The 19,217-nt window shown below is 43.2% G+C and carries 19 protein-coding genes, 1 other RNA gene and 1 pseudogene; 10 read left to right on the top strand and 11 right to left on the bottom strand.

Translation table 11 applies throughout. The features are described 5' to 3' along the window. The first annotated feature begins 300 nt into the window (after positions 1-300). The 5 genes from L2729_RS17020 to L2729_RS17000 all read left to right on the top strand — a co-directional run bounded on the left by L2729_RS17020 (position 301) and on the right by L2729_RS17000 (position 6,184). A complete protein-coding gene (locus L2729_RS17020) occupies positions 301-1,305 on the top strand; it encodes an ABC transporter substrate-binding protein (protein WP_248989332.1) in 1,005 nt (334 codons plus the stop codon). An 85-nt stretch (positions 1,306-1,390) separates the two neighbouring features. Next, positions 1,391-2,290, top strand: a complete 900-nt coding sequence (locus L2729_RS17015) for an ABC transporter permease (RefSeq protein ID WP_101093430.1) — start codon at positions 1,391-1,393, stop codon at positions 2,288-2,290. After that, positions 2,283-3,539, top strand: a complete 1,257-nt coding sequence (locus tag L2729_RS17010; RefSeq protein ID WP_248989331.1) for a quaternary amine ABC transporter ATP-binding protein — start codon at positions 2,283-2,285, stop codon at positions 3,537-3,539. Before L2729_RS17015 ends, L2729_RS17010 begins: the two co-directional genes overlap by 8 nt. Next, positions 3,539-4,798, top strand: a complete 1,260-nt coding sequence (locus L2729_RS17005) for an OprO/OprP family phosphate-selective porin (RefSeq protein ID WP_248989330.1) — start codon at positions 3,539-3,541, stop codon at positions 4,796-4,798. The genes L2729_RS17010 and L2729_RS17005 overlap by 1 nt, the downstream gene beginning before the upstream one ends. 1,053 nt (positions 4,799-5,851) lie before the next feature. After that, positions 5,852-6,184, top strand: a complete 333-nt coding sequence (locus L2729_RS17000; RefSeq protein ID WP_248989329.1) for a hypothetical protein — start codon at positions 5,852-5,854, stop codon at positions 6,182-6,184. 108 nt (positions 6,185-6,292) lie between these two features. On the opposite strand, the gene L2729_RS16995 is transcribed toward L2729_RS17000, so the two are convergent. From L2729_RS16995 to L2729_RS16975, 5 genes are all read right to left on the bottom strand, one after another. Then, complete coding sequence (locus L2729_RS16995) at positions 6,293-7,264, bottom strand: hypothetical protein (protein WP_248989328.1); 972 nt, start codon at positions 7,262-7,264, stop codon at positions 6,293-6,295. Positions 7,265-7,357: 93 nt separating this feature from the next. Next, on the bottom strand, positions 7,358-7,897 hold the full coding sequence (locus tag L2729_RS16990) for a helix-turn-helix domain-containing protein (RefSeq protein WP_248989327.1): 540 nt from the start codon (positions 7,895-7,897) through the stop codon (positions 7,358-7,360). After that, positions 7,863-8,033 carry a hypothetical protein gene (locus L2729_RS16985; RefSeq protein ID WP_248989326.1) on the bottom strand — a complete coding sequence of 57 codons (171 nt, stop codon included), beginning with the start codon at positions 8,031-8,033 and terminating at the stop codon, positions 7,863-7,865. The genes L2729_RS16990 and L2729_RS16985 overlap by 35 nt, the downstream gene beginning before the upstream one ends. A 1-nt stretch (position 8,034) precedes the next feature. After that, on the bottom strand, positions 8,035-8,370 hold the full coding sequence (locus L2729_RS16980) for a hypothetical protein (RefSeq protein ID WP_248989325.1): 336 nt from the start codon (positions 8,368-8,370) through the stop codon (positions 8,035-8,037). Then, positions 8,364-8,666, bottom strand: a complete 303-nt coding sequence (locus tag L2729_RS16975; RefSeq protein ID WP_248989324.1) for a hypothetical protein — start codon at positions 8,664-8,666, stop codon at positions 8,364-8,366. The genes L2729_RS16980 and L2729_RS16975 overlap by 7 nt, the downstream gene beginning before the upstream one ends. A gap of 362 nt (positions 8,667-9,028) precedes the next feature. Between L2729_RS16975 and L2729_RS16970 the strand changes: the two genes are divergently transcribed. Continuing rightward, the gene (locus tag L2729_RS16970; protein ID WP_248989323.1) at positions 9,029-9,580 is read left to right on the top strand and encodes a recombinase family protein; all 552 of its coding nucleotides are present in this window, start codon (positions 9,029-9,031) and stop codon (positions 9,578-9,580) included. 852 nt (positions 9,581-10,432) lie between these two features. Here L2729_RS16970 and L2729_RS16965 read toward each other — a convergent pair. The 5 genes and pseudogenes from L2729_RS16965 to rsmI form a co-directional block, all read right to left on the bottom strand. Beyond that, complete coding sequence (locus L2729_RS16965) at positions 10,433-10,912, bottom strand: hypothetical protein (RefSeq protein WP_248989322.1); 480 nt, start codon at positions 10,910-10,912, stop codon at positions 10,433-10,435. Positions 10,913-11,801: 889 nt separating this feature from the next. Further along, complete coding sequence (locus L2729_RS16960; RefSeq protein ID WP_248989321.1) at positions 11,802-13,013, bottom strand: tyrosine-type recombinase/integrase; 1,212 nt, start codon at positions 13,011-13,013, stop codon at positions 11,802-11,804. A gap of 24 nt (positions 13,014-13,037) precedes the next feature. Continuing rightward, positions 13,038-13,244: pseudogene (locus L2729_RS21845) on the bottom strand (DUF6538 domain-containing protein); the annotation flags it as partial. Between the two features lie 38 nt (positions 13,245-13,282). Further along, positions 13,283-13,628: RNase P RNA component class A (gene rnpB / locus L2729_RS16955), an RNA gene on the bottom strand. A 73-nt stretch (positions 13,629-13,701) separates the two neighbouring features. Next, positions 13,702-14,544 (bottom strand): 16S rRNA (cytidine(1402)-2'-O)-methyltransferase, encoded by an 843-nt coding sequence (gene rsmI / locus L2729_RS16950; RefSeq protein WP_248989320.1) that lies wholly within the window; start codon positions 14,542-14,544, stop codon positions 13,702-13,704. Between the two features lie 102 nt (positions 14,545-14,646). Here rsmI and L2729_RS16945 point away from each other — a divergent pair, with 102 nt between their 5' ends. The 4 genes from L2729_RS16945 to L2729_RS16930 all read left to right on the top strand — a co-directional run bounded on the left by L2729_RS16945 (position 14,647) and on the right by L2729_RS16930 (position 18,160). Continuing rightward, positions 14,647-16,512, top strand: a complete 1,866-nt coding sequence (locus L2729_RS16945; RefSeq protein WP_248989319.1) for a penicillin-binding protein activator — start codon at positions 14,647-14,649, stop codon at positions 16,510-16,512. An 85-nt stretch (positions 16,513-16,597) separates the two neighbouring features. Continuing rightward, a complete protein-coding gene (locus L2729_RS16940) occupies positions 16,598-16,939 on the top strand; it encodes a YraN family protein (protein ID WP_248989318.1) in 342 nt (113 codons plus the stop codon). A 61-nt stretch (positions 16,940-17,000) separates the two neighbouring features. Next, positions 17,001-17,594 (top strand): phosphoheptose isomerase, encoded by a 594-nt coding sequence (locus L2729_RS16935; protein ID WP_101093436.1) that lies wholly within the window; start codon positions 17,001-17,003, stop codon positions 17,592-17,594. After that, the gene (locus L2729_RS16930; protein ID WP_248989317.1) at positions 17,591-18,160 is read left to right on the top strand and encodes a BON domain-containing protein; all 570 of its coding nucleotides are present in this window, start codon (positions 17,591-17,593) and stop codon (positions 18,158-18,160) included. Before L2729_RS16935 ends, L2729_RS16930 begins: the two co-directional genes overlap by 4 nt. A gap of 23 nt (positions 18,161-18,183) precedes the next feature. On the opposite strand, the gene L2729_RS16925 is transcribed toward L2729_RS16930, so the two are convergent. Beyond that, positions 18,184-19,074, bottom strand: coding sequence for a DMT family transporter (locus L2729_RS16925; protein WP_248989316.1), 891 nt, complete (start codon positions 19,072-19,074; stop codon positions 18,184-18,186). Positions 19,075-19,217: the final 143 nt, after the last annotated feature.

The raw sequence follows: 19,217 nt of genomic DNA, 5'->3' as shown, positions 1-19,217 counted from the left end.
CAAAACCAGCAGACTAGCAACCCAACTAATACCCAATAGGTCACGATTAGTTTGAGCTCTAATCACATTTATGAGGGCGGAATTGATTAAGGTAGCAAGTTTGAAGTACTAAACTGTTAACCACGCCACTATTGTGTTAATTTACGCTCTCAAACGCTTTATTTAGCCCTACTCTTGGTAATATGTTTGTCACATTACTGTCACCTGCAAGAATCGAAGCACAGCCCCTAGTTTGAACTCTAACCATTGTTAGTTAAAGGCACGTGCGCAACAAACTCTCAACTCGAGCACGGAGCTCTTATGAAAAGTATAATTTTGATTGGCGGATTACTGCTTAGTACCGCGACACATCAAGTCTTTGCCGAAGAGCAATGCGGTAAAGTCACCATCGCAGATATGAACTGGAGTTCAGCTTCATTAATCGCCAATGTGGATCGCTTTATTTTAGAACATGGTTACGGTTGCGAAGCGGAGTTAATCCCTGGCGATACGATGCCAACGAGCACCTCAATGGTTGAAAAAGGAGAGCCGGACATCGCGCCTGAGATCTGGAGCAACAACGTTAAAGATCTTATCGAACGAGGCATCAAGGAGAAGCGCTTAGCAATTGCAGGTAAATCACTCTCTGATGGCGGTGAAGAAGGTTTTTGGGTACCCCAATATATGGTCGATAAAGACCCAAGCCTGAAAACCATCGCGGGTATTATTGCCAAAGTAAAAACCTTTGAGCATCCAGAAGATCCAGAACGTGGCGCTTTTTATGGCTGCCCTGCGGGTTGGGGCTGTCAGATCACCGCTGAAAATCTGTTTCGAGCACTAAAACTAAGTGATGCAGGGTTTGATCTTGTCAATCCGGGTTCAGGAGCAGGTCTATCAGGTTCCATCGCCCGTGCTTACGAGCGTGAAAAGCCTTGGTTTGGTTATTACTGGGCACCCACTGCAATATTGGGTAAGTACAACATGGTTAAGGTCGATTTTGGTACCGGTATCGATGAAGACCATTTTCGTGACTGTATCTCTAACGTAGAGTGCGCAGATCCTAAAGTCACCATGTACCCATCAGCATTAGTGCAAACGGTTACCACCGCAGCTTTTGCTAAAAAATCAACTCAAGAATTTGAGTATCTTGCTAAACGTTCTATCACCAATGCCCAGATGAACGGCTTGCTGGCTTGGATGGAAGACAATCAGGCTGATGGTAATATCGCCGCCGAGTACTTCCTAATGAAGCATGAAGACATATGGCTTAAATGGGTTCCTGCTGATGTTGCCGCAAAAGTAAGATTGGCAGTAAAAGCACTCTAAATCTAAACAAAACGCGAGGCCAACAAAGCTTCGCGTTTTTGTTTCTGATCTAGATTATTCCGTATAAAAAACGATAGAGGTAACAATGGCTGACTTTTCTTGGCTCAGCAAATTTCCAAAGATGGACCGTGAAACGTTATTGGAAATTCGCAAATATTTAGACAGCACCTTTCGGGACTTTTCCCGTGAGTATGGTGATGTCATCGAGTCTTTCTTTGATCCGCTGCTCGACTTTCTTATCTGGTTTGAAAAGCTGTTGGTACAATCACCTTGGTGGGCTGTGCTGCTGTCAATTACTGCATTAGTTTACTTAACCAGTCGTTCATGGAAGCTATCTGTCGGCGTGGTGGTGTCATTTCTACTTATCGGTTATTTCGGTATGTGGGAAAATACCATGCGTACTCTCAGTATCATTACCGTGTGCACGCTATTAGCCATCGTACTCGGCGTACCCATTGGTATATTAATGGCCCGCAGTAATCGAACTCGCTCAATAGTGACGCCGATTTTGGATGTCATGCAAACCATGCCAGCCTTCGTGTACCTGATCCCCGTGGTCATGTTACTCGGTATTGGCAAAGTGCCCGGCGTGATTGCCGTGGTAATTTATGCCATTCCGCCCGTTATTCGACTCACGAATCTCGGGATCCGTCTGGTAGACAAAGAAGTACTAGAGGCTGCTACCGCCTATGGTGCAAGTCCGATGCAACGCCTTATGGGAGTGCAGTTACCACTCGCCTCTCCGACCATTATGGCAGGCATTAACCAGACAATTATGATGGCACTGGGAATGGTCGTTATTGCCTCGATGATTGGCGTCACGGGGCTGGGTCAACCCGTACTCAAGTCGATCACCAACCAATACTTCACCCTCGGACTCTTTAACGGTTTAGCCATTGTCGCGCTAGCCATCATTTTTGATCGCACTTCTCAAGCTTACGCCAAGCGATCTCAGAAACACACCCAGAGTGGAAATCATGACTAATCAATCATCAACGCAGCCACTCATTCAAATTAGAGATCTCTATAAGGTCTTTGGCAAAAAACCCGCTAACGTCATGCCGATGGTTAAAGAAGGTTTATCTAAAGATGAAATTCTAGCTAAAACCGGCCATACCGTGGGCCTTAAAGCCATTAACCTCGACATTCATCAAGGTGAAATTTTTGTCATTATGGGGTTATCTGGCTCAGGAAAGTCCACTTTGATCCGTCACTTCAATCGCCTTATCGATCCCACTGAAGGGCAGATATTGGTTGAAGGCATTGATGTGATGAAGTTGAATAGCAAAGAGTTGGAGCAATTTCGTCGCAATAAAATGGCGATGGTGTTTCAACGCTTTGGTTTAATGCCTCATCGCACCGTACTGGAAAATGTTGCCTATGGTCTCAGTGTACAAGGGGTAGACAAAGCCAGCAGAAATGCCAAGGCCAATCAATGGCTAGAGACTGTTGGTTTGAGCGGATATGAAGCACAGTACCCTTCGCAGCTATCAGGTGGCCAACAACAGCGTGTGGGCCTCGCGAGAGCGCTGTGCACTGATGCAGAAATTCTACTGATGGATGAAGCTTTCTCGGCGCTTGATCCCTTGATACGCAGTGAAATGCAAGACCAACTCATAGAGCTGCAAAAAGAGCTGCATAAAACCATCATCTTCATTACTCACGATCTCGATGAAGCGCTGCGCATTGGCGACCGGATTGCGATCCTCAAAGACGGCAATCTGATCCAAGTGGGAGCGCCGGTGGATATCTTGCTCAACCCTGCTGACGATTATGTCGAAGCGTTTGTCAAAGACGTCAACCGTCCGCGAGCTTTAACGGTTGAAACCGTGATGAAGCCACCAGCCTTTCGCCTTACCGCCGATACCATCGGTGAAGCGCTCAAGCAGATGAAGCAGATCCCTGCCAACTATGCCTATTACGTTACCGATGAAGGTTTTCAGGGCGTAGTGTGCCAAGAAGCACTGGAGGACGCTGTAAAGACGGATAAAGATGCTCCGATGGAAGACTTTCAGGTCGAGGAAATGACCCCGATATCACCAGATGCACTGCTTGAAAGTATTATTCCGACCACTATGGAATCCGACTTTCCCCTGCCCGTTGTCGATGCCGATGGTGACTTGCAGGGTGAGCTATCGCGTTCTCATCTTGCAGGCGTGTTATCAGACTTCTACACGGATGATGCCGACAACACCGAATCACAAAAATCAAACTTAATAAACAAGGATAAATGATGAATCGCTATACACTTGCTGCTTCTTGTATCGCCCTGGCGTTAGCTGCTAATGCAAATGCCGCCCCGATAGACGAAGAACTTAAAGCACTAAAAAATCGAATCGAACAGCTAGAAGCCCAGCAGCTAAAGGCAGCTGAAAAGCCACAAGAAGTAGAAGAAGTTGTCATCGTCAATGAGGTGGAGAAAAAAGAAAACAACCTCAAGTTTGGTGGTGCCGTTCGTGTTAATTACTCTTATGAAGATTTTGATGATGATAACGCTGATCGCGGTGGTGATTTTGATTTCGATCTATTTCGCATTGACGTTTCAGGTAATTACCAAGACCTAATTTACTCTGCTCAGTATCGTTGGTTTGAATACATGAATGTAATTCAGCATGCGTGGATTGGTTATAACTTTACTGAAGAGCAGCAAGGTAAAATTGGTGTCACTCAAGTCCCTTTCGGTATTCTAACTTACGCATCAAATAACTACTTCTTCAGCTCTAACTTCTACTTAGGCTTAGAAGATGACTACGATATGGGCCTAAATTACAAATACACAGGCGAGAATAATCGACTTGATTTAGCCTTCTACAAGAATGATGAGCAAGGCGGACTTGACGGCTATGTCTCTGACCGAACTGATCGTTACGCCTACGATGTTGTTGGTATTCGCCTACCTGGAGAAGGGATCTACGATGCCCCAACTGACGGTTATGCCGCTGGCGAAGTAAACACCTTCAACGCGCGTTATGCCCATAACTTCGCATTTAATGATGTTGCCGTTGAACTCGGTGCATCAGTTCAAGCTGGCCAGCTTGAAATTGCCAACGGCACTGATGGCGACAACGTTGCCGCCGCAATCCACAGTGTTGTTAACTACGACCGTTGGAATGTTAAGCTGCAATTAACCGATTATAAGTACGACGTTGATGGTATGGATGTTGAACGTATAGTCGTAGCGGCATACCACTTCTACGACTCTATTCCAGCAGAAGCGACGACTTACATCGCTAACGTAGCATACAGCCTACCGGTTAATATTGGACCGATATCAAACCTAACATTCTATAACGACTACTCATTGGTTACTGATAAGTCTGCGGATTTAGAAGATACCTTTATGAATGTCACAGGCATGGCGGTAACTGCCGGCGGACTCTACACCTATTTCGACTTTGTTGTCGGTGAGAACCAGCCTTTTATCGGCGGCACTATGGTCGGTGATGGTGACACCAACAAGCGCTTTAATATTAACTTTGGTTATTATTTCTAAGCATAAAAATAGTCTTGATAAGCTAGAGATAGCTTAAGCAAACAAAAAGCCGCATCCCTTCAGGAACGCGGCTTTTTTTATTGGAAATCGGTGATGCTGAAGTCTAATAAGTCGTGGCTTAAAAGTAGAAAACCAATATGGCACGTCATCAAATATCATTTGATGTATCTTCATTTGGCTCTAGCAGCCACATTCTGCGTAGCAACAAACGCATCAGCTTATGAGTTGATTAAGCGCTTTATTTGAATCATACCCTGATGAAATTGACTGCTTTTTGTATCAGGTAGCTATATCGATATCGATATGGATATGGATATGGATATGGATATGGATATGGATATGGATATGGATATGGATATGGTAACAAGATAACTGGTTTAGGTTTTCGTGGGATGAATCCACCATCGACCCCCCTAAGAAAGGTTAAACTCAACCAAGCGTTATCTTAATACACTCGTGGGATCTGGTTGTTTGGTCAAGCCTGACTCTAGTGCTCGTAGTACGCGATATCATCTTGAAGTGATATAGGGGATGTCGGGGGGATGTTAGGTGTACCCGTTTGCGGCACATCATGTAGCACAGGTAGAAAAACAAAAGGCCTCACATTGCTGTGAGGCCTTTTGCTTGAATGGGTGAGTTGGCCGATAAGCCAACCCCTCACAGCGAATTCTGTTCAGTTATAACAACGGATACGGGCTATTTAGAGCCATTTGTATCCCACTTTGTAGCACAGTTTGGTACTCATACTTTAATAAGCATATTCCAATCAACTAACGAATTAAAGACTATTTCAAATTTGCTCTAACATTAGTATTAAGTAAACTACTTCCACCCAGTGTTAATAACGCTCAATTCATCAAAATGCTAACGTATTGATTTATCAATACTCCTTTCAGAACATCATACAAGTATGAATAATTAAGCTTTACAGTTCAGTAAGCACTTACTTATCACCAGTAATTTCAATAGGTTACACACCTCACATAATGTGACTTGTATGATTACCCCCCCTCTATTAGATGGTAGATTACCGCCAAATAATTTGGAGTGAAAATGTATATAGTCATAAAAGCGAATCAAGATTACACCATAATATCTGTGTACTGCATGGAGAAGAAGGATCATCCTAGTTGGTCTTTAAAAGGGACAATAAATGGTGAAATTATCAGTCGGCGCAAGAAACCTTCTAGTGATGAGTACATACGCTTGCATGCTGCAATTTTGGCCTTGAGTAATAGCTCAGATACCAAGCAACTTAGAAGGAAGATCTGTCTTTCATACGATATCTGGGCTGAATTTGTTGTTCTTGCAAAGAAATATGAAATAGAGCAGGTAATGTCTAACAAAACCGTATCGGCTTCAAACGGAAGCTCATTGAACCTCTAATATTGAGTCAAAATATGGGGGATTGTTTGGGGGTATTTTCAAAAAACACCTCTAAAACAATCTCCCAGTTCGATTAAGGCAAGTCGTATTGTTCTAGGACTTTAGGTTTTATGACTCGCGGCTAGTGGACTTGTACTTTCGCTTGAACTCTCTTGTGGTTTCTATCCGCTCTTTAACCTTTAATCCGCGTAGGTTGCCAAAATGAATAAAGCCATACCTTTTACGAGCTTCCATCTTACCGAACTCTTTAGATATGTAATCACTACTAGCGATATTAACTGGAACACGCCTTTTTACTTCATCACTATCAGTCTGGCGCCATGAGCCTAACCAGTAAGGATGCGCTTTCCCTTCTTTCGTCGGCAATGATCCGAACTGCTCTTCCTCTAGCTCAATAAGCTCTGTATATGGTTGCTTCAAGATATAATCAGTTGCAACCACGACTGCATTCTTTGTGCTTGGGTTATCGAATTTTAAAATCTTTCTAAGACGCTTTAAAGTTGATTCAGGCGCTTCTCTGATAATAGTAATGACATGAGCGTGTGTAATCTCTATACCGTCTGTAGCCTCTGTAGCCTCATCTTCAGGCTTTATTGGGCTACTCTCAAGCACGATAATTGTTGGCTCATTCCAGAGGCGCTCCCTTAAGAGCTTTCCATACGCTTTTGCATGATCCGGTGTGCGATTAATTCTGGCTTTTGACTCCTTTGAGAAACTGACGGTACCAAACACAATTGTTGCTTGATTTTCTTTTATTTGAGCGATGTCTTTTAGAACTAAAAAAGCAGTCTCTAAATCTCTTGAAAAATACCTTTTACCCAGCCCTTCTTTTTGAGGAATTAGCGATTCTATATGTCTTTTATTTCCAACCTTGGTATGAGTGAATAAGGGTTTAGTATATCTCTTAAAAGGATATACTGGTTGAGCGTCCATTCCTGCTACATTCGAGTATTCTACAGCCCTCAATAAGGCTGGGGTTGGGGTTGAATCCACAGGTGAAAACTCACTTTTGAAAATCGTCTTTTTTGCGATTCCTTCAAATACTATTATTGATGGCTTTTTTAGATTGATTTTAGTCAATTCGGTACACTCCTTGCGTACATTAAGGCAAAAAAAAACACCTCGATTTGAGGTGTTTCGTGTGGGTTATTATTCAAGCTGTTTTGAGGGTTATTACTCAAGCTTAATTGCTCTAACTTCGATCACTTCTGCTTCAAGCATTTCTCTTACGATTAACTCTGGTAACTCGTCCGACTCCTCTGGTTTTTCTCCGAGCTTAAAGCTCGCCCTTAACGTGTCATTTGATAGCTTAAGACTCGATGCTATAGCCGTTAATGCTCTCGCCACCTGTACCGCTTCTTTAGTGTCTGATGGCTTATCTGGTATCTCATCCATTAAGGCGTGTAACTTCCCTCTTAGTTTTGTTGCAAGAGCGAGATCGTCAACTAGAAGTGACGAGGCTTGAGCTTTGATTGATTCGCTGGTTAACGATTGCTTAAGTGCCTCTTGGTATTGCGCCACAAGTTCGGTTTTCAACGAACCAGACTTCACACCATGTCGTTTTTGAATATCCCTTACTGTGTGGTAATTCAATCCAAACTGTTTCGATATTGCAGCAAGCGTGTAGCCTGCTGCTATCATGGCTAAGATCTCAGACTGAGTCTTAGGATCTGTACGCTTACCCAACATCAACTCCGTTGGACGAAATAGCATTTGCTCTAAGCTTCAAAGTTTCTAGCCCTTCAACAATTAAGTATTGCACTACATGCCGATATTCCATGCCAGCCTCTCTCGCAATACCTTCTATTGTTGGCTCTAAGACTTTAGGTACTCGAATCTGTTTTGACATGTTATCTAACTCCTAACATTGGCAAAGTAACGACCTTCGCGATTCCAGCCTCTCTCTTAAGCAGCTCCGCAAAAGTTTGTTTGCTTGAACCGTGCCCCCTAGCAGCAACAGTGCAACCAGCGAGAATTAACCTCTCCAATGTTTGAAGGTCATCGACTCCAGTCGCTTCAGCTACTTTATTGATCACCTTTAATGTCGATTCATCACCAAATTTAAGGCCATTAATCAGATTCCGTAAAGCTTGTAAGTTGGCAGTAGCCTGTTCAGGCTCCCCTTTCTCAATAGCTTGCTCTGCGGTATCGATAAGGTTTGTACAAAAATACATACGCTCTAACATTGGGTATCCTCTGATTTGGTCAACGATGCCGCGATTCGGTGCATACCACCCAAATGACCATTATTAATGGTGCGTTGTCTGCTTACTTCCATTTTTTCCTCCCTCCACTTTGTATTCATCGAACCAAGGGAAGCTGGAACACAGGCATTAGCTTGTGAGGTATTACGCGTTGAGATCTCGTCATTCAGTATCTCGAATAGCGTTATGTCGCAATAACCTTCGGCTATGTGCCGAGGCAACCCTTCACTATCAAGTCTATCAATCATCTCTGCTCTGTTTATCGTTCTAGTAGTCATGAATTAGGGCTTCCATCAAGGTTAGCAACCAGTCTATGTATAAGGTTTTCATACACTTAACTAAAGTAAGTATATCTACTTAAAATACATGTTGCGACATAATATGTCACACATTCCATTAATATTACGCCCAACTCCCTTAACCCAATGACATTAATAGGCTATTATTTTTCTTTAAGCACTGTACTGTTGATACCGAACACCCTAAAGCCTGTGCCGTTTTGCAAATGCTTATGGTTAGCCTATGATGAATTCTCTAAAGCATACCTTTGTAGATATACACAAAGGTACTCTATAAAGGTTGAATTGTTACTTTGTAGAGGTTATTATCAAATTCTCTTAGACCTTTATGGATAGTCAACATGTCAAACATCGCCTATATTCGAGTCTCAACCATTGAGCAAAACACTGACCGTCAAACATTTCCGAATATTGAAATAGACAAGGTGTTTGAAGAAAAGGCATCAGCAAGCAGTATCAAGCGCCCAGTTTTAGATGAATGCATCAATTACCTTAGAGAAGGCGATATATTGCATATTCACTCTTTAGATCGTGTCTGTCGTTCTGGGGCTGGAGACGCTGTAAAGCTTGTAGAGCATCTAAGCTCTAAAGGGGTCGGCATACAATTTCATAAAGAAGGAATGAGCTTCTACGGTTCGATGACGGCCGCTCAGAAAGGTGTGCTGTCTATTCTAGCCAGTGTGGCTGAAATGGAACGCGGATTAATCAGAGAGCGACAAGCTGAAGGTATAGCAGCTGCTAAAGCCAAAGGTAAACACATGGGCAGACCGAGCATAAAGGTCAGCAAAGAGCAGGTAGAAGAATTACTCGCCCAAGGTCTGACTGTAAAAGCTGTGGCCGAACAGTTAAAGATCGGGGTTTCTACGGTTTACAAGATCAAAGCAAGTCATTGAGCCACATTCAAAATATTGTTGTTATCTGCACTTTACGTTACAGAAGTTCTTCTCCGCCATAGCAACAATGGGCACATCTAGCTGCATTCAGTTTATAAGCAAATACATTTCATTTCGATGTGTTCAGTTAACCTTCAAAACCGCATGGCTCAACACGAAAGGCTCTATTCACTCAGGCATACTTAGTGAACACGCCGTTATCAATAGTCTCACTTGAGAAAAAAAAGAGACACCACCTTAGCTAGCAAACGCACGCCTCAAAATGAGTTTAAACAACAAGCTGTATTTTATAGCTACTCCCATGCAGCATTGAGGCTGAAGGAATTTAAAACCATAGGGTCGTTATCTACCACTTAAAGATATAATAAGACCCGCACATAGCGGGTCTTAGGGACTATCGCTTACTTTCCAATCTTAAATCGGAAGTATTTCGATGTCTTTGGGTAGATGAATTTACCGGAGCGCCAATGTTTAACCTTGGTGCAGTAAACGTAACCATCTTCAATGTGGGTATAATCTTTCTTACTCATAGCAGTAGCCCTCTGTACAGTTAATATCAGTACGGGCACACCACAAGCAAAGCTGGATTCCCGCGTTCTCGCAAATCGGAGTTCTAACTCTCAATTTGTTGTGTAAATTCAAATTACAGGTCATTTCTGACTCCTAGTAATATTCAACTAGTCCCCATTGGGGAATATATGTATTGATTTACACTACGCGGACGGCTAAGATTACTACTGTTACAATAGTGAAGTTTGGTCGTCCAAGATGCTTGCAGGCATCTTGTAATGTAGATCAATCTCGATTTAGGCACCTTTTATGGGTGCCTTTTTCAATTATGGATAATCATAATTACACCTCCTCATTTTCCTTTGCAATATCGCCTTTCTCTTCTTTCTCCTCTAACTTCAATTTAAAGGTCAACTGGCCAATATTGGAGTCATATTGAATCTTCTCGTCTTCATGAACGTATTTAACTTTCTTATACTCTTTACTATCTCTTTTACTTTCTCTTTCTAGAAAGTTAGGTAAGCCATATTTAAAAGTCAGACGGATAATACTGGCAGACAGAGGGTTCTTCTGAACCTGTTTGCTCAAGGTGACTGACCCTTGCTCATCACTTTTGAGTATTCTACAAATGCTATCTTCTTGAGCAAACTGGATAATAACTTTGTCTTTATACTCAAAGCCCGCTTTATCCATTACCTCTTTACTCAGGCGAAACATCAGTTCACTTTTACTACCAGAATCGTTATGAGTAATGCTGATCAAATCATTTGAACCTGATCTACCTACTGACGTGACTGTTTTAAAATCTAGATTATCGAACATCTCTAACCCCTTCTTTCTTGCATTGTTTAAATTTTACCATCCTCATATTATTTTGCAACACCCCTCACTGTTACAACAGTAAGATCCCATTCAGTTTTGCATATCAAGATCCAGAATATCTAACTGACGATCTCGTCAAATAAGAGCCATTCAATTGCGATTCGCAGTAGGTGCAAATAACGGGATCCCGTTTTCAATAATCACCGCAAGATCCCACCAATACAATAGTAAGATCCCACGAGCCCGCTACTACTATGCATTTCAAAAGTAATAACTCTCCAGAGGTATTACTTATTTGCATTTGAAATCGAATCAAAGTTAAAGATATTTGACGAGAATAAAAACATTTCAGAAAAACAAAAAAGAAGATTAAAAAATATCATCTCAACCTGAAAAGTAGATAACAAAATATTTGAAAATATTTAAAAATAGATGCCTGCAAGCCTCTATTTCTAAGAGGTTTTAACCGAAAACCGTTAATGAGCTGTCTTGAGTTTTATTTTTAATACATGAGAAAGTCATATAGGAACCCCAAAATGCGAAATAAAAACATAATGAAATACATCTGATGGGGAGTTCATGGATAAAAGAGGTGGGCTGTAACTGTAATATTCAAATTTAGAGTAACTAACGTGACATTACGAAGACATTCGCCTTAATCATTTGAGAGCTTTATCTATCAACTAATCATAAATAGTCAAACTATCATCATCTGAAAACACGACGTTGCTATCTAAACTCTAATTTAATTTAGTAGCATCAAGATAAACTTTTATTAGAGATAAGTTGAAACAGTTACCCCTCACAACCATTTGTGTCCAAATACGTGCCAGCATAATCCTACTGACACGTTCGTATGAATTACACCCTGATACTAACTAACAGCTTGTTATCGCCAATCCAAACAATCAATTACACCTAAATAATTTTTCAGCTCAAACTCACCAGTATACTTTTTGGTAATACCAGCTTCTGAAAGTTCGTGACCGACTACTCTTTGCACTAAGTGCATTTCGTTATATTTCATTGATTCAGTTATCATTGCATGCCTTAGACTATGAAATGATCGCCGTCTTTTCTCATCACTAAGTTTATCAATTGACAGGCTTTCCAAACTAGCGGCAAATCGAGTAGTTATATAGCAATCAGTCTTGAATGCTCTAAACAGTTTAAATTCTAACGAGTGTCCAGCAGATTTTTGTTCAAGAAATGTCAGAAAGCCCATGTTGACTAATTCTTGATGTATCGGAATCTTTCTACGAGCAGCATCTGTCTTGCCTTCTTCAATGAATAGGTAATGTCTATTACAGCTATCATCAAACTTGATTGAAGATAGTTTTAAGTTAAAGATATCACCTCGCCTCGCCCCCGTATAAGCAGCCAGCAAGATAATCCATTTATAGTCAGTGTCTTGTTGTCCCCTCCAATAACTAACAATCGAATTCATCTGCTCAAGTGAAAAAGGAGCATATGACCGACTTTGCGAAGTAATCTTCAGTCCAGTAGTAGGGGACGCATCGAGAATGAACTCATTGTTAACTAAAAACGTCGAAAACAGAGATTGATAGTCTTTAAATGCCTCTTTTACTGACTTTGATGAAATCAAGTCCTCATCAGGTATTTGGCGCTTGCTAGCAGCTTCCACCCATACAGATAAGTCCTTATTCTGACAGTAAGGCTTTACATTCCTTCTCGGCATATTCTCAATTACTGTCATTGTTTTTCTAACGTCAGATTTAGAAATGGTTTTAACATCTTTATCCCCGAGCACCAGCAATAATATACTGAAGTTCGAATACCGAGATTGGGCGACTTTGTTACTAAGCCCTCTACTTTTGCTGCCTACAGGCTTTGACTTGTCTCGCCATTTTTTATAAGCCTCAATTGCTTCTGAGAGCTTCATACCGCCCTCTTCAAGCTCTACTGAGTTATCAGCAACTCGATGTTGAGCATTCACCTTTTCAAGCTCTAATGAGTGCTTGATTGCGCTATCACTATCACTGTTGTCATTACCGGAATCGTATTTGGTTAAACTGTGCGGTTTACCGTTGTCATGGAAGGTCGTAACGGATGCAAAGGTCATTGCGATTTTTGTAGTCATGAGAGAACTCCTAAGATCATTAATTTGGCTAATTATCTGGTTAACCAGCGTAATAGCTATTCTTGAGGACTTCGTCTGTAGGCTTTGCCGCATGATTGGCGGAAGGTTGGTGTTCTCTTGGATAATTTTGGGTATGCGAACCCTCAAGTAATAGACCCCATTACGCTGGAATGTATAGGGGATCTTGTGTGTCACAGGTTGTGACCCACTTTGTAGCACAGGCAGAAACATAAAAGGCCTCACATTGCTGTGAGGCCTTCTACGTGGAAAGGTTGAGTTGGCCGATAAGCCGGGTCTTGTCGTGGACAGTTATTCATCTAGGCCTGCAATCACTCACAGGCTCAAGCGACCTACCCGGTCCCAACGCGAGCAGCGCCATACGGGACCCTATTTGGTCTTGCTTCGGGTAGAGTTTACCTTGCTACGGACTATTACTAGCCGCACGGTGCGCTCTTACCGCACCCTTTCACCCTTACCAATCCGAAGATTGGCGGTCTCCTCTCTGCTGCACTTGTCGTCGGTTCACACCGCCCAGGCGTTACCTGGTACCCTGCTCTTTGAAGCCCGGACTTTCCTCCCCGCTTTTGCAAGCGCGGCAACTGTCTAGCCAACTCGGCGCGGAGTATAGCCTAAGCTCCACCAACAAACCAACTACTTTCACACTTAGTCTCTCGCAATGTGCCTAACGTTAGAGGCCGATCGCTAAACCGTGCTTATAAAGCGCATTCTTTTTAATGCCATAGATCTGCCCTGCAATGGCTGAGGCCTTCTTTAATGGCAACTCTTCACAAAGCAGTTTTAGTGTTTCAATCACCACGGTAGAGAACTCAGACTCTTCATCACTGCGGTGGCCATGACACATCAACACGATTTCGCCGCGTTGCTGGTTAGGGTCGTCTTTAACCATTTGCAGCACATCGCCTACGGGACCAGACAGAAAGGTCTCGAACGTTTTGGTCACTTCGCGCGCCATTACAATTTCACGGTCAGCCCCAAGCGCGGCGACCATCGATTCTAAACTGTGGACGATACGGTGCGGTGACTCATAGAAGATTAAGGTGCGTGGATCTTCTTTAAGCGCGGTTAGCTTATCGAAACGTCCTTTCTCTTTAGACGGTAAAAAACCTTCAAAAGTGAAACGGTCTGAGGGTAAGCCTGAAGCGCTCAACGCGGTGATAGCTGCGCAAGGGCCTGGCAATGGGATAACATTAAAGCCCGCTTCGCGTACCTGCTTCACTAGGTGGTATCCAGGATCTGAGATCAGTGGTGTACCAGCATCGGAGATAAGTGCCACCGATTCACCATAGCCCAGTTTTTGAATAATCCACTGAGCTCTATCACGTTCGTTATGGTCGTGCAGCGCGGTTTTACGCGTCTCAATACCAAAGTGACTCAACAACTTACCACTATGGCGTGTATCTTCGCAGGCGATGAGCGACACTTGATTAAGCACCTCAATTGCACGGCTACTGATATCCCCTAAATTCCCGATTGGTGTGGGAACAATGTAAAGCGCGACCGACAGGTCCATATCTACCTCTGTAGTAACTTATAGCAAGAGTTTTTAACAAGACTTTCGCCAAGCGTAAGAGCAGGTTAAACTGTTGACAGCATCTTACCAGAGTGAAGACCTGTGTTAAAAAGACTGAATTCAACTAAATTTATCTCAATCGCGATTTTATCTGCAGTTTTATTCGGTTGTGGCACCTCTACGGCTCCCGTAAAGACTGAAAAGACACAAGTTTCTTTGTCTGCGGTGACAATGGCTTCATCACAGTATTTGGCGCTAGCCGCCAGTGAAAAAAACCGTGAAACGCGTGATAAGTATGTTTTATTGGCAGCGCATGCATTTCTCAACGAAGGTAATGCCAACACTGCAGACAAAACATTAAAGTCTATCGCACAAGATATGACACAAAAACCTGAATTACTCGCAGAGCACAAATATCTTTCCGCGCGGGTTTTAGAGGTGATTTCAACGTATGATCATGCGCTGAAAACGCTCGACTATCCTAGCACTTGGACATTACCAAATTGGCAGTGGGTGAGCTATTACCAATTTAAGGCGCGACTTTATCAGCAGGTCAATCAGCCGATAGAACAAGTTAGACAGCTGAGCTTATTGAGCCAGTACTTACCACCGACGCAAGCTTACGATGTTAACAATGAAATCTGGCGTTCACTGCAGCCCATTAACGAAAAAACACTACTCAGTTTTCGCGATGACCGCACCAATCCTATTTTTGCAGGCTGGGTACAGTTAGCCTATATCGCTAAACATTACGCCATTAACCCAAATGATCTAGTGCGCCAACTCGGTAGCTGGCAACAACTTAACCCTAATCACCCTGCAGCAGCAAAGTTACCAACCGATCTCGAGAAGGCCCTTAACACTAAGCCATATCAGCCTAAAAATATTGCGGTACTGTTACCACTCACAGGCCCAAGAGCCTCTGTTGCAGATACTGTAAAGCAAGGTATTATTGCTAATTACATGGCGACCGGCGATGACAGTGTAGCAGTCAATTTTTTTGATACAGCCCTTGGCGCACCGCTGGCTTATCAACAGGCAGTAACAGCAGGCGCTGAGTTTATTATTGGGCCACTACTGCAGTCTGAAGTGGAACAGTTACAAGAAATGACTCCAGTTTCAGCAATAACAGCGGTCACCCCGGCAGCCGAACCCATTGTAGCTAAGAGTATTCCGCAGCTGTACTTAAACCATATTGATAATTTTACCGCACAAGATGATAAATTTTTCTTTGCCTTGTCACCCACAGATGAAGCGATTGATGCGGCGCAACGATTGTATAATGACGGCATAGAGCAACCTTTGCTGTTAGTCAGTAATGATGCTGTCGGCCACCGTATGGCAGACAGCTTTAGCGATGCTTGGCAACAACTGACTCGTAAGCCTGCCGAGATTCATTACTATGATGCTGGCGATAAAATGAAGGTCACGGTCCAAAAGGCACTAGGCGTTATCGACAGCAAAGAGCGTATTGCGCGCATTAAGGCCATTTTGGTACCGAAAATTGAAGCTGATTTTCGTTCGCGCCGTGATATCGACGCGATTTATATGATCTCTGCTAGCCGTGATTTAGTCTTATTGAAACCGTTTATTGATGTCAACTTCAGTGTATTTGCACAGCCAGTGCCTCTCTATACCACCAGCCGCAGCCGAGTTGAAAGTAATACGCGTGAAACCGCAACCGAGTTGAATAACCTCACCATTAGCGACATTCCTTGGTTAATCACCCCCAATACCGAAACTCGTATGGTAAATGAGTTATGGCCTAATTGGAGCAACAGTCGCAAACGCTTATACATTATGGGCTATGACGCGCTCGATTTAGTCGGTAAACTTGCGCAGATGCGTGCACTGCCTGGCTACCAGTTTTCTGGCCGTAGCGGCACATTATCAGTTCAACACGACGGCACGATTAATCGTCAATTGAGCTGGGGTCGCTACCAACGAGGTAACTTGCGCCCGCTTTAAGCTGACATGTAAATGTCCAACGCTGAGTAACAACACTTCGGGCTTTTGCGCTATATTCAAATACCGCCACAAGGATGCAGCGAATTTGAAAGAGAAAACAGCGGTTAAAGGACAAGCAGCTGAAGTCGCCGCGCGACTATATTTGGAACACCATGGGCTTAAGTTTGTCGAACAAAACGTACGCTATCGTTTTGGTGAAATAGACATTATTATGCGCGATGGTAACGATTGGGTATTCATCGAAGTTAAGTATCGCACCCATACCCAATATGGTGGAGCCGTTAACGCATTGAGCTTGGCTCAAGTTCGGCGCTTAAGAAAAGCGGCGAGCCATTACATACAATTAAACCGAATCGACGCTATCTGCCGATTCGATGTTATCGCCGCCGATCCCTCTGGCATACAATGGATCCGCGACGCTTTTTAAACCGATTTAATTTTAATTTGCGCGTTTGCTAAAACGCTATATATAGATATAAGGTAACTCCATGTTAGAGCGCATTAAAGACAGCTTTACTGAATCCATTCAAACCAAAATTGATGCTTCAGAAGCATTGCCAGAGTCACTTGCCAAAGCGGCAGAAATGATGGTGAATTGTTTGTTAAATGGCAATAAAATTTTAGCTTGTGGTAATGGCGGTAGCGCAGGTGATGCGCAGCATTTTTCTGCAGAGTTATTGAATCGCTACGAAATAGAGCGTCCACCTTTACCCGCTATCGCACTGAGCTGTGACACATCAACCATTACCGCAATTGCCAATGACTATAGCTACGATGAGATCTTCTCTAAGCAAATCATGGCACTGGGTTCTCCTGGTGATATCTTGCTTGCTATATCAACCAGCGGTAACTCTGGTAACGTGATTAAAGCGATGGAAGCTGCACTTAGCCGCGATATGACCATAGTGTCGTTAACCGGAAAAGACGGCGGCGCAATGGCTGGCTTATTAAGTGTCAATGACGTTGAAGTCCGTGTGCCGTCAAATGTGACCGCCCGTATCCAAGAAGTACACTTACTGGCGATTCATTGCTTGTGTGACAACATTGACCGCACACTATTCCCCCAGGACGAACCTGCATGATAAAGCGGCTGCCAATAATTGCTATCCTGCTCATGCTACAAGGCTGTGCGGGCGCTGTAATGGTGGGGGCTGTTAGTGGCGCTATGATGGTCAATGATGAACGCAGTTTTCAAACTCAGCTGGATGACACCAATGCAGATTTCAATATCTCCAGTGCACTGTCATCTCATGATGATCTCAAAAACCAAGCGAACGTAACCGGTGTGGTGATGAACACCAACGTATTGATGATAGGCCAAGCGCCCAACTCAATGCTGAGAGATAAAGCGATTCGCACCGTGCAAGAGCTTAAGATTGGCGGCAAGATTCATAATCAAATTCGCATCGGAAACCCCACCTCATTTACCACTCGAAGTAACGACACTTGGATAACCACCAAAGTCAAAAGTCGAATGCTCAGTGAGGATAATCTTGATATGACCAACATTAAAGTGGTAACCGAGAACGGTGAAGTATTCTTGATTGGGTTAGTTAGGCGACAGCAAGCCGAGCTTGCTGTGGATGTTGCGCGTAATACTGCTGGCGTGCGTAAAGTGATTAAGGTATTTGAGTACACCGACTCATAACCTTAATCGACTCAGTGACTGTATTAGCTTAAAAGATCATCGTGCATTATGTTCGATGATTTTTTTTGCATGACTATTTTGTGGCTTAGCCAAGGAATAATAAGTGATGGCAGTACAATAAAGGCAGCCCCAACCCAGCTTAATGCATCCAGCCACTCCTCGAATAACAACCAACCGAAAAACACGCAAAACAACAATCCACTGTACTCAGCAATCGCGACTTTACTCGCCTCGGCACGTCGATAAGCCAATACACAAAACCACTGGTATGCCAGTAGAAAGCAGTTGCTTAGTCCCGCTATGGCCACTAATTGCCAGCTTAAACCCTCTAATCCTTGCACAGCAACCATCACCATTACTAACGGAATACTTAGGCCGTTATAGAGTATTAGTGTCACTGTTGGATCTTCTGTCTCCGGCAGTTTACGCAGCGTAAGTTGATTAATAGCGAAGGTAAATGCGGCAATAAGTACCGCCACACCAAACCAATTAATCTCACTCGGCCTTAACAAAATTAGGATACCAATAAAGCCAAGAATAGTTGCCAACCACTGCGATGGCGTGACCTTCTCTTTTAAGAATACACACCCCATCAACACGATAATTAACGGCGCCGAGAAAAACAGCGAGCTCACCGTTGCCATAGGTAAAGCCATCAACCCCATGATTAAGCACACAGCTCCCATAGCACCCGTATTAGCTCTAAAAAGGTGTAACTTAAGGCAAGAGGTCGTTGGTCGGCGAGCTGCAAACCATAAAGGCAGTAACATCATGACCGACAGGACTTGCCGCAACAGTAGAAACGTCGCGGCATTGCTCCCCTCTGGCATCCACTTTATAGATACATCGTACAGCGCACTAAAAAGATTGCCGAACACCAGTAACCCTATGCCTATCATGACATTTGATCTCATTTTCATTTCCATCCACCCGCTTTATATTCGCGGATGATATAGCGCTTAAATCTCGACATGAAATGATGTTTTTTGCCCATACATGAATTAAACTAATACTATGCACAATATCACTTATTCAGCTCATATTAACTAAGGCCACA

The organism is Shewanella gelidimarina, assembly GCF_023283945.1.
Classification (GTDB): Bacteria; Pseudomonadota; Gammaproteobacteria; order Enterobacterales; family Shewanellaceae; genus Shewanella; species Shewanella gelidimarina.
Note: the sequence above shows the minus strand (reverse complement) of the source record. Positions and strands in the feature narration are given on the sequence as shown.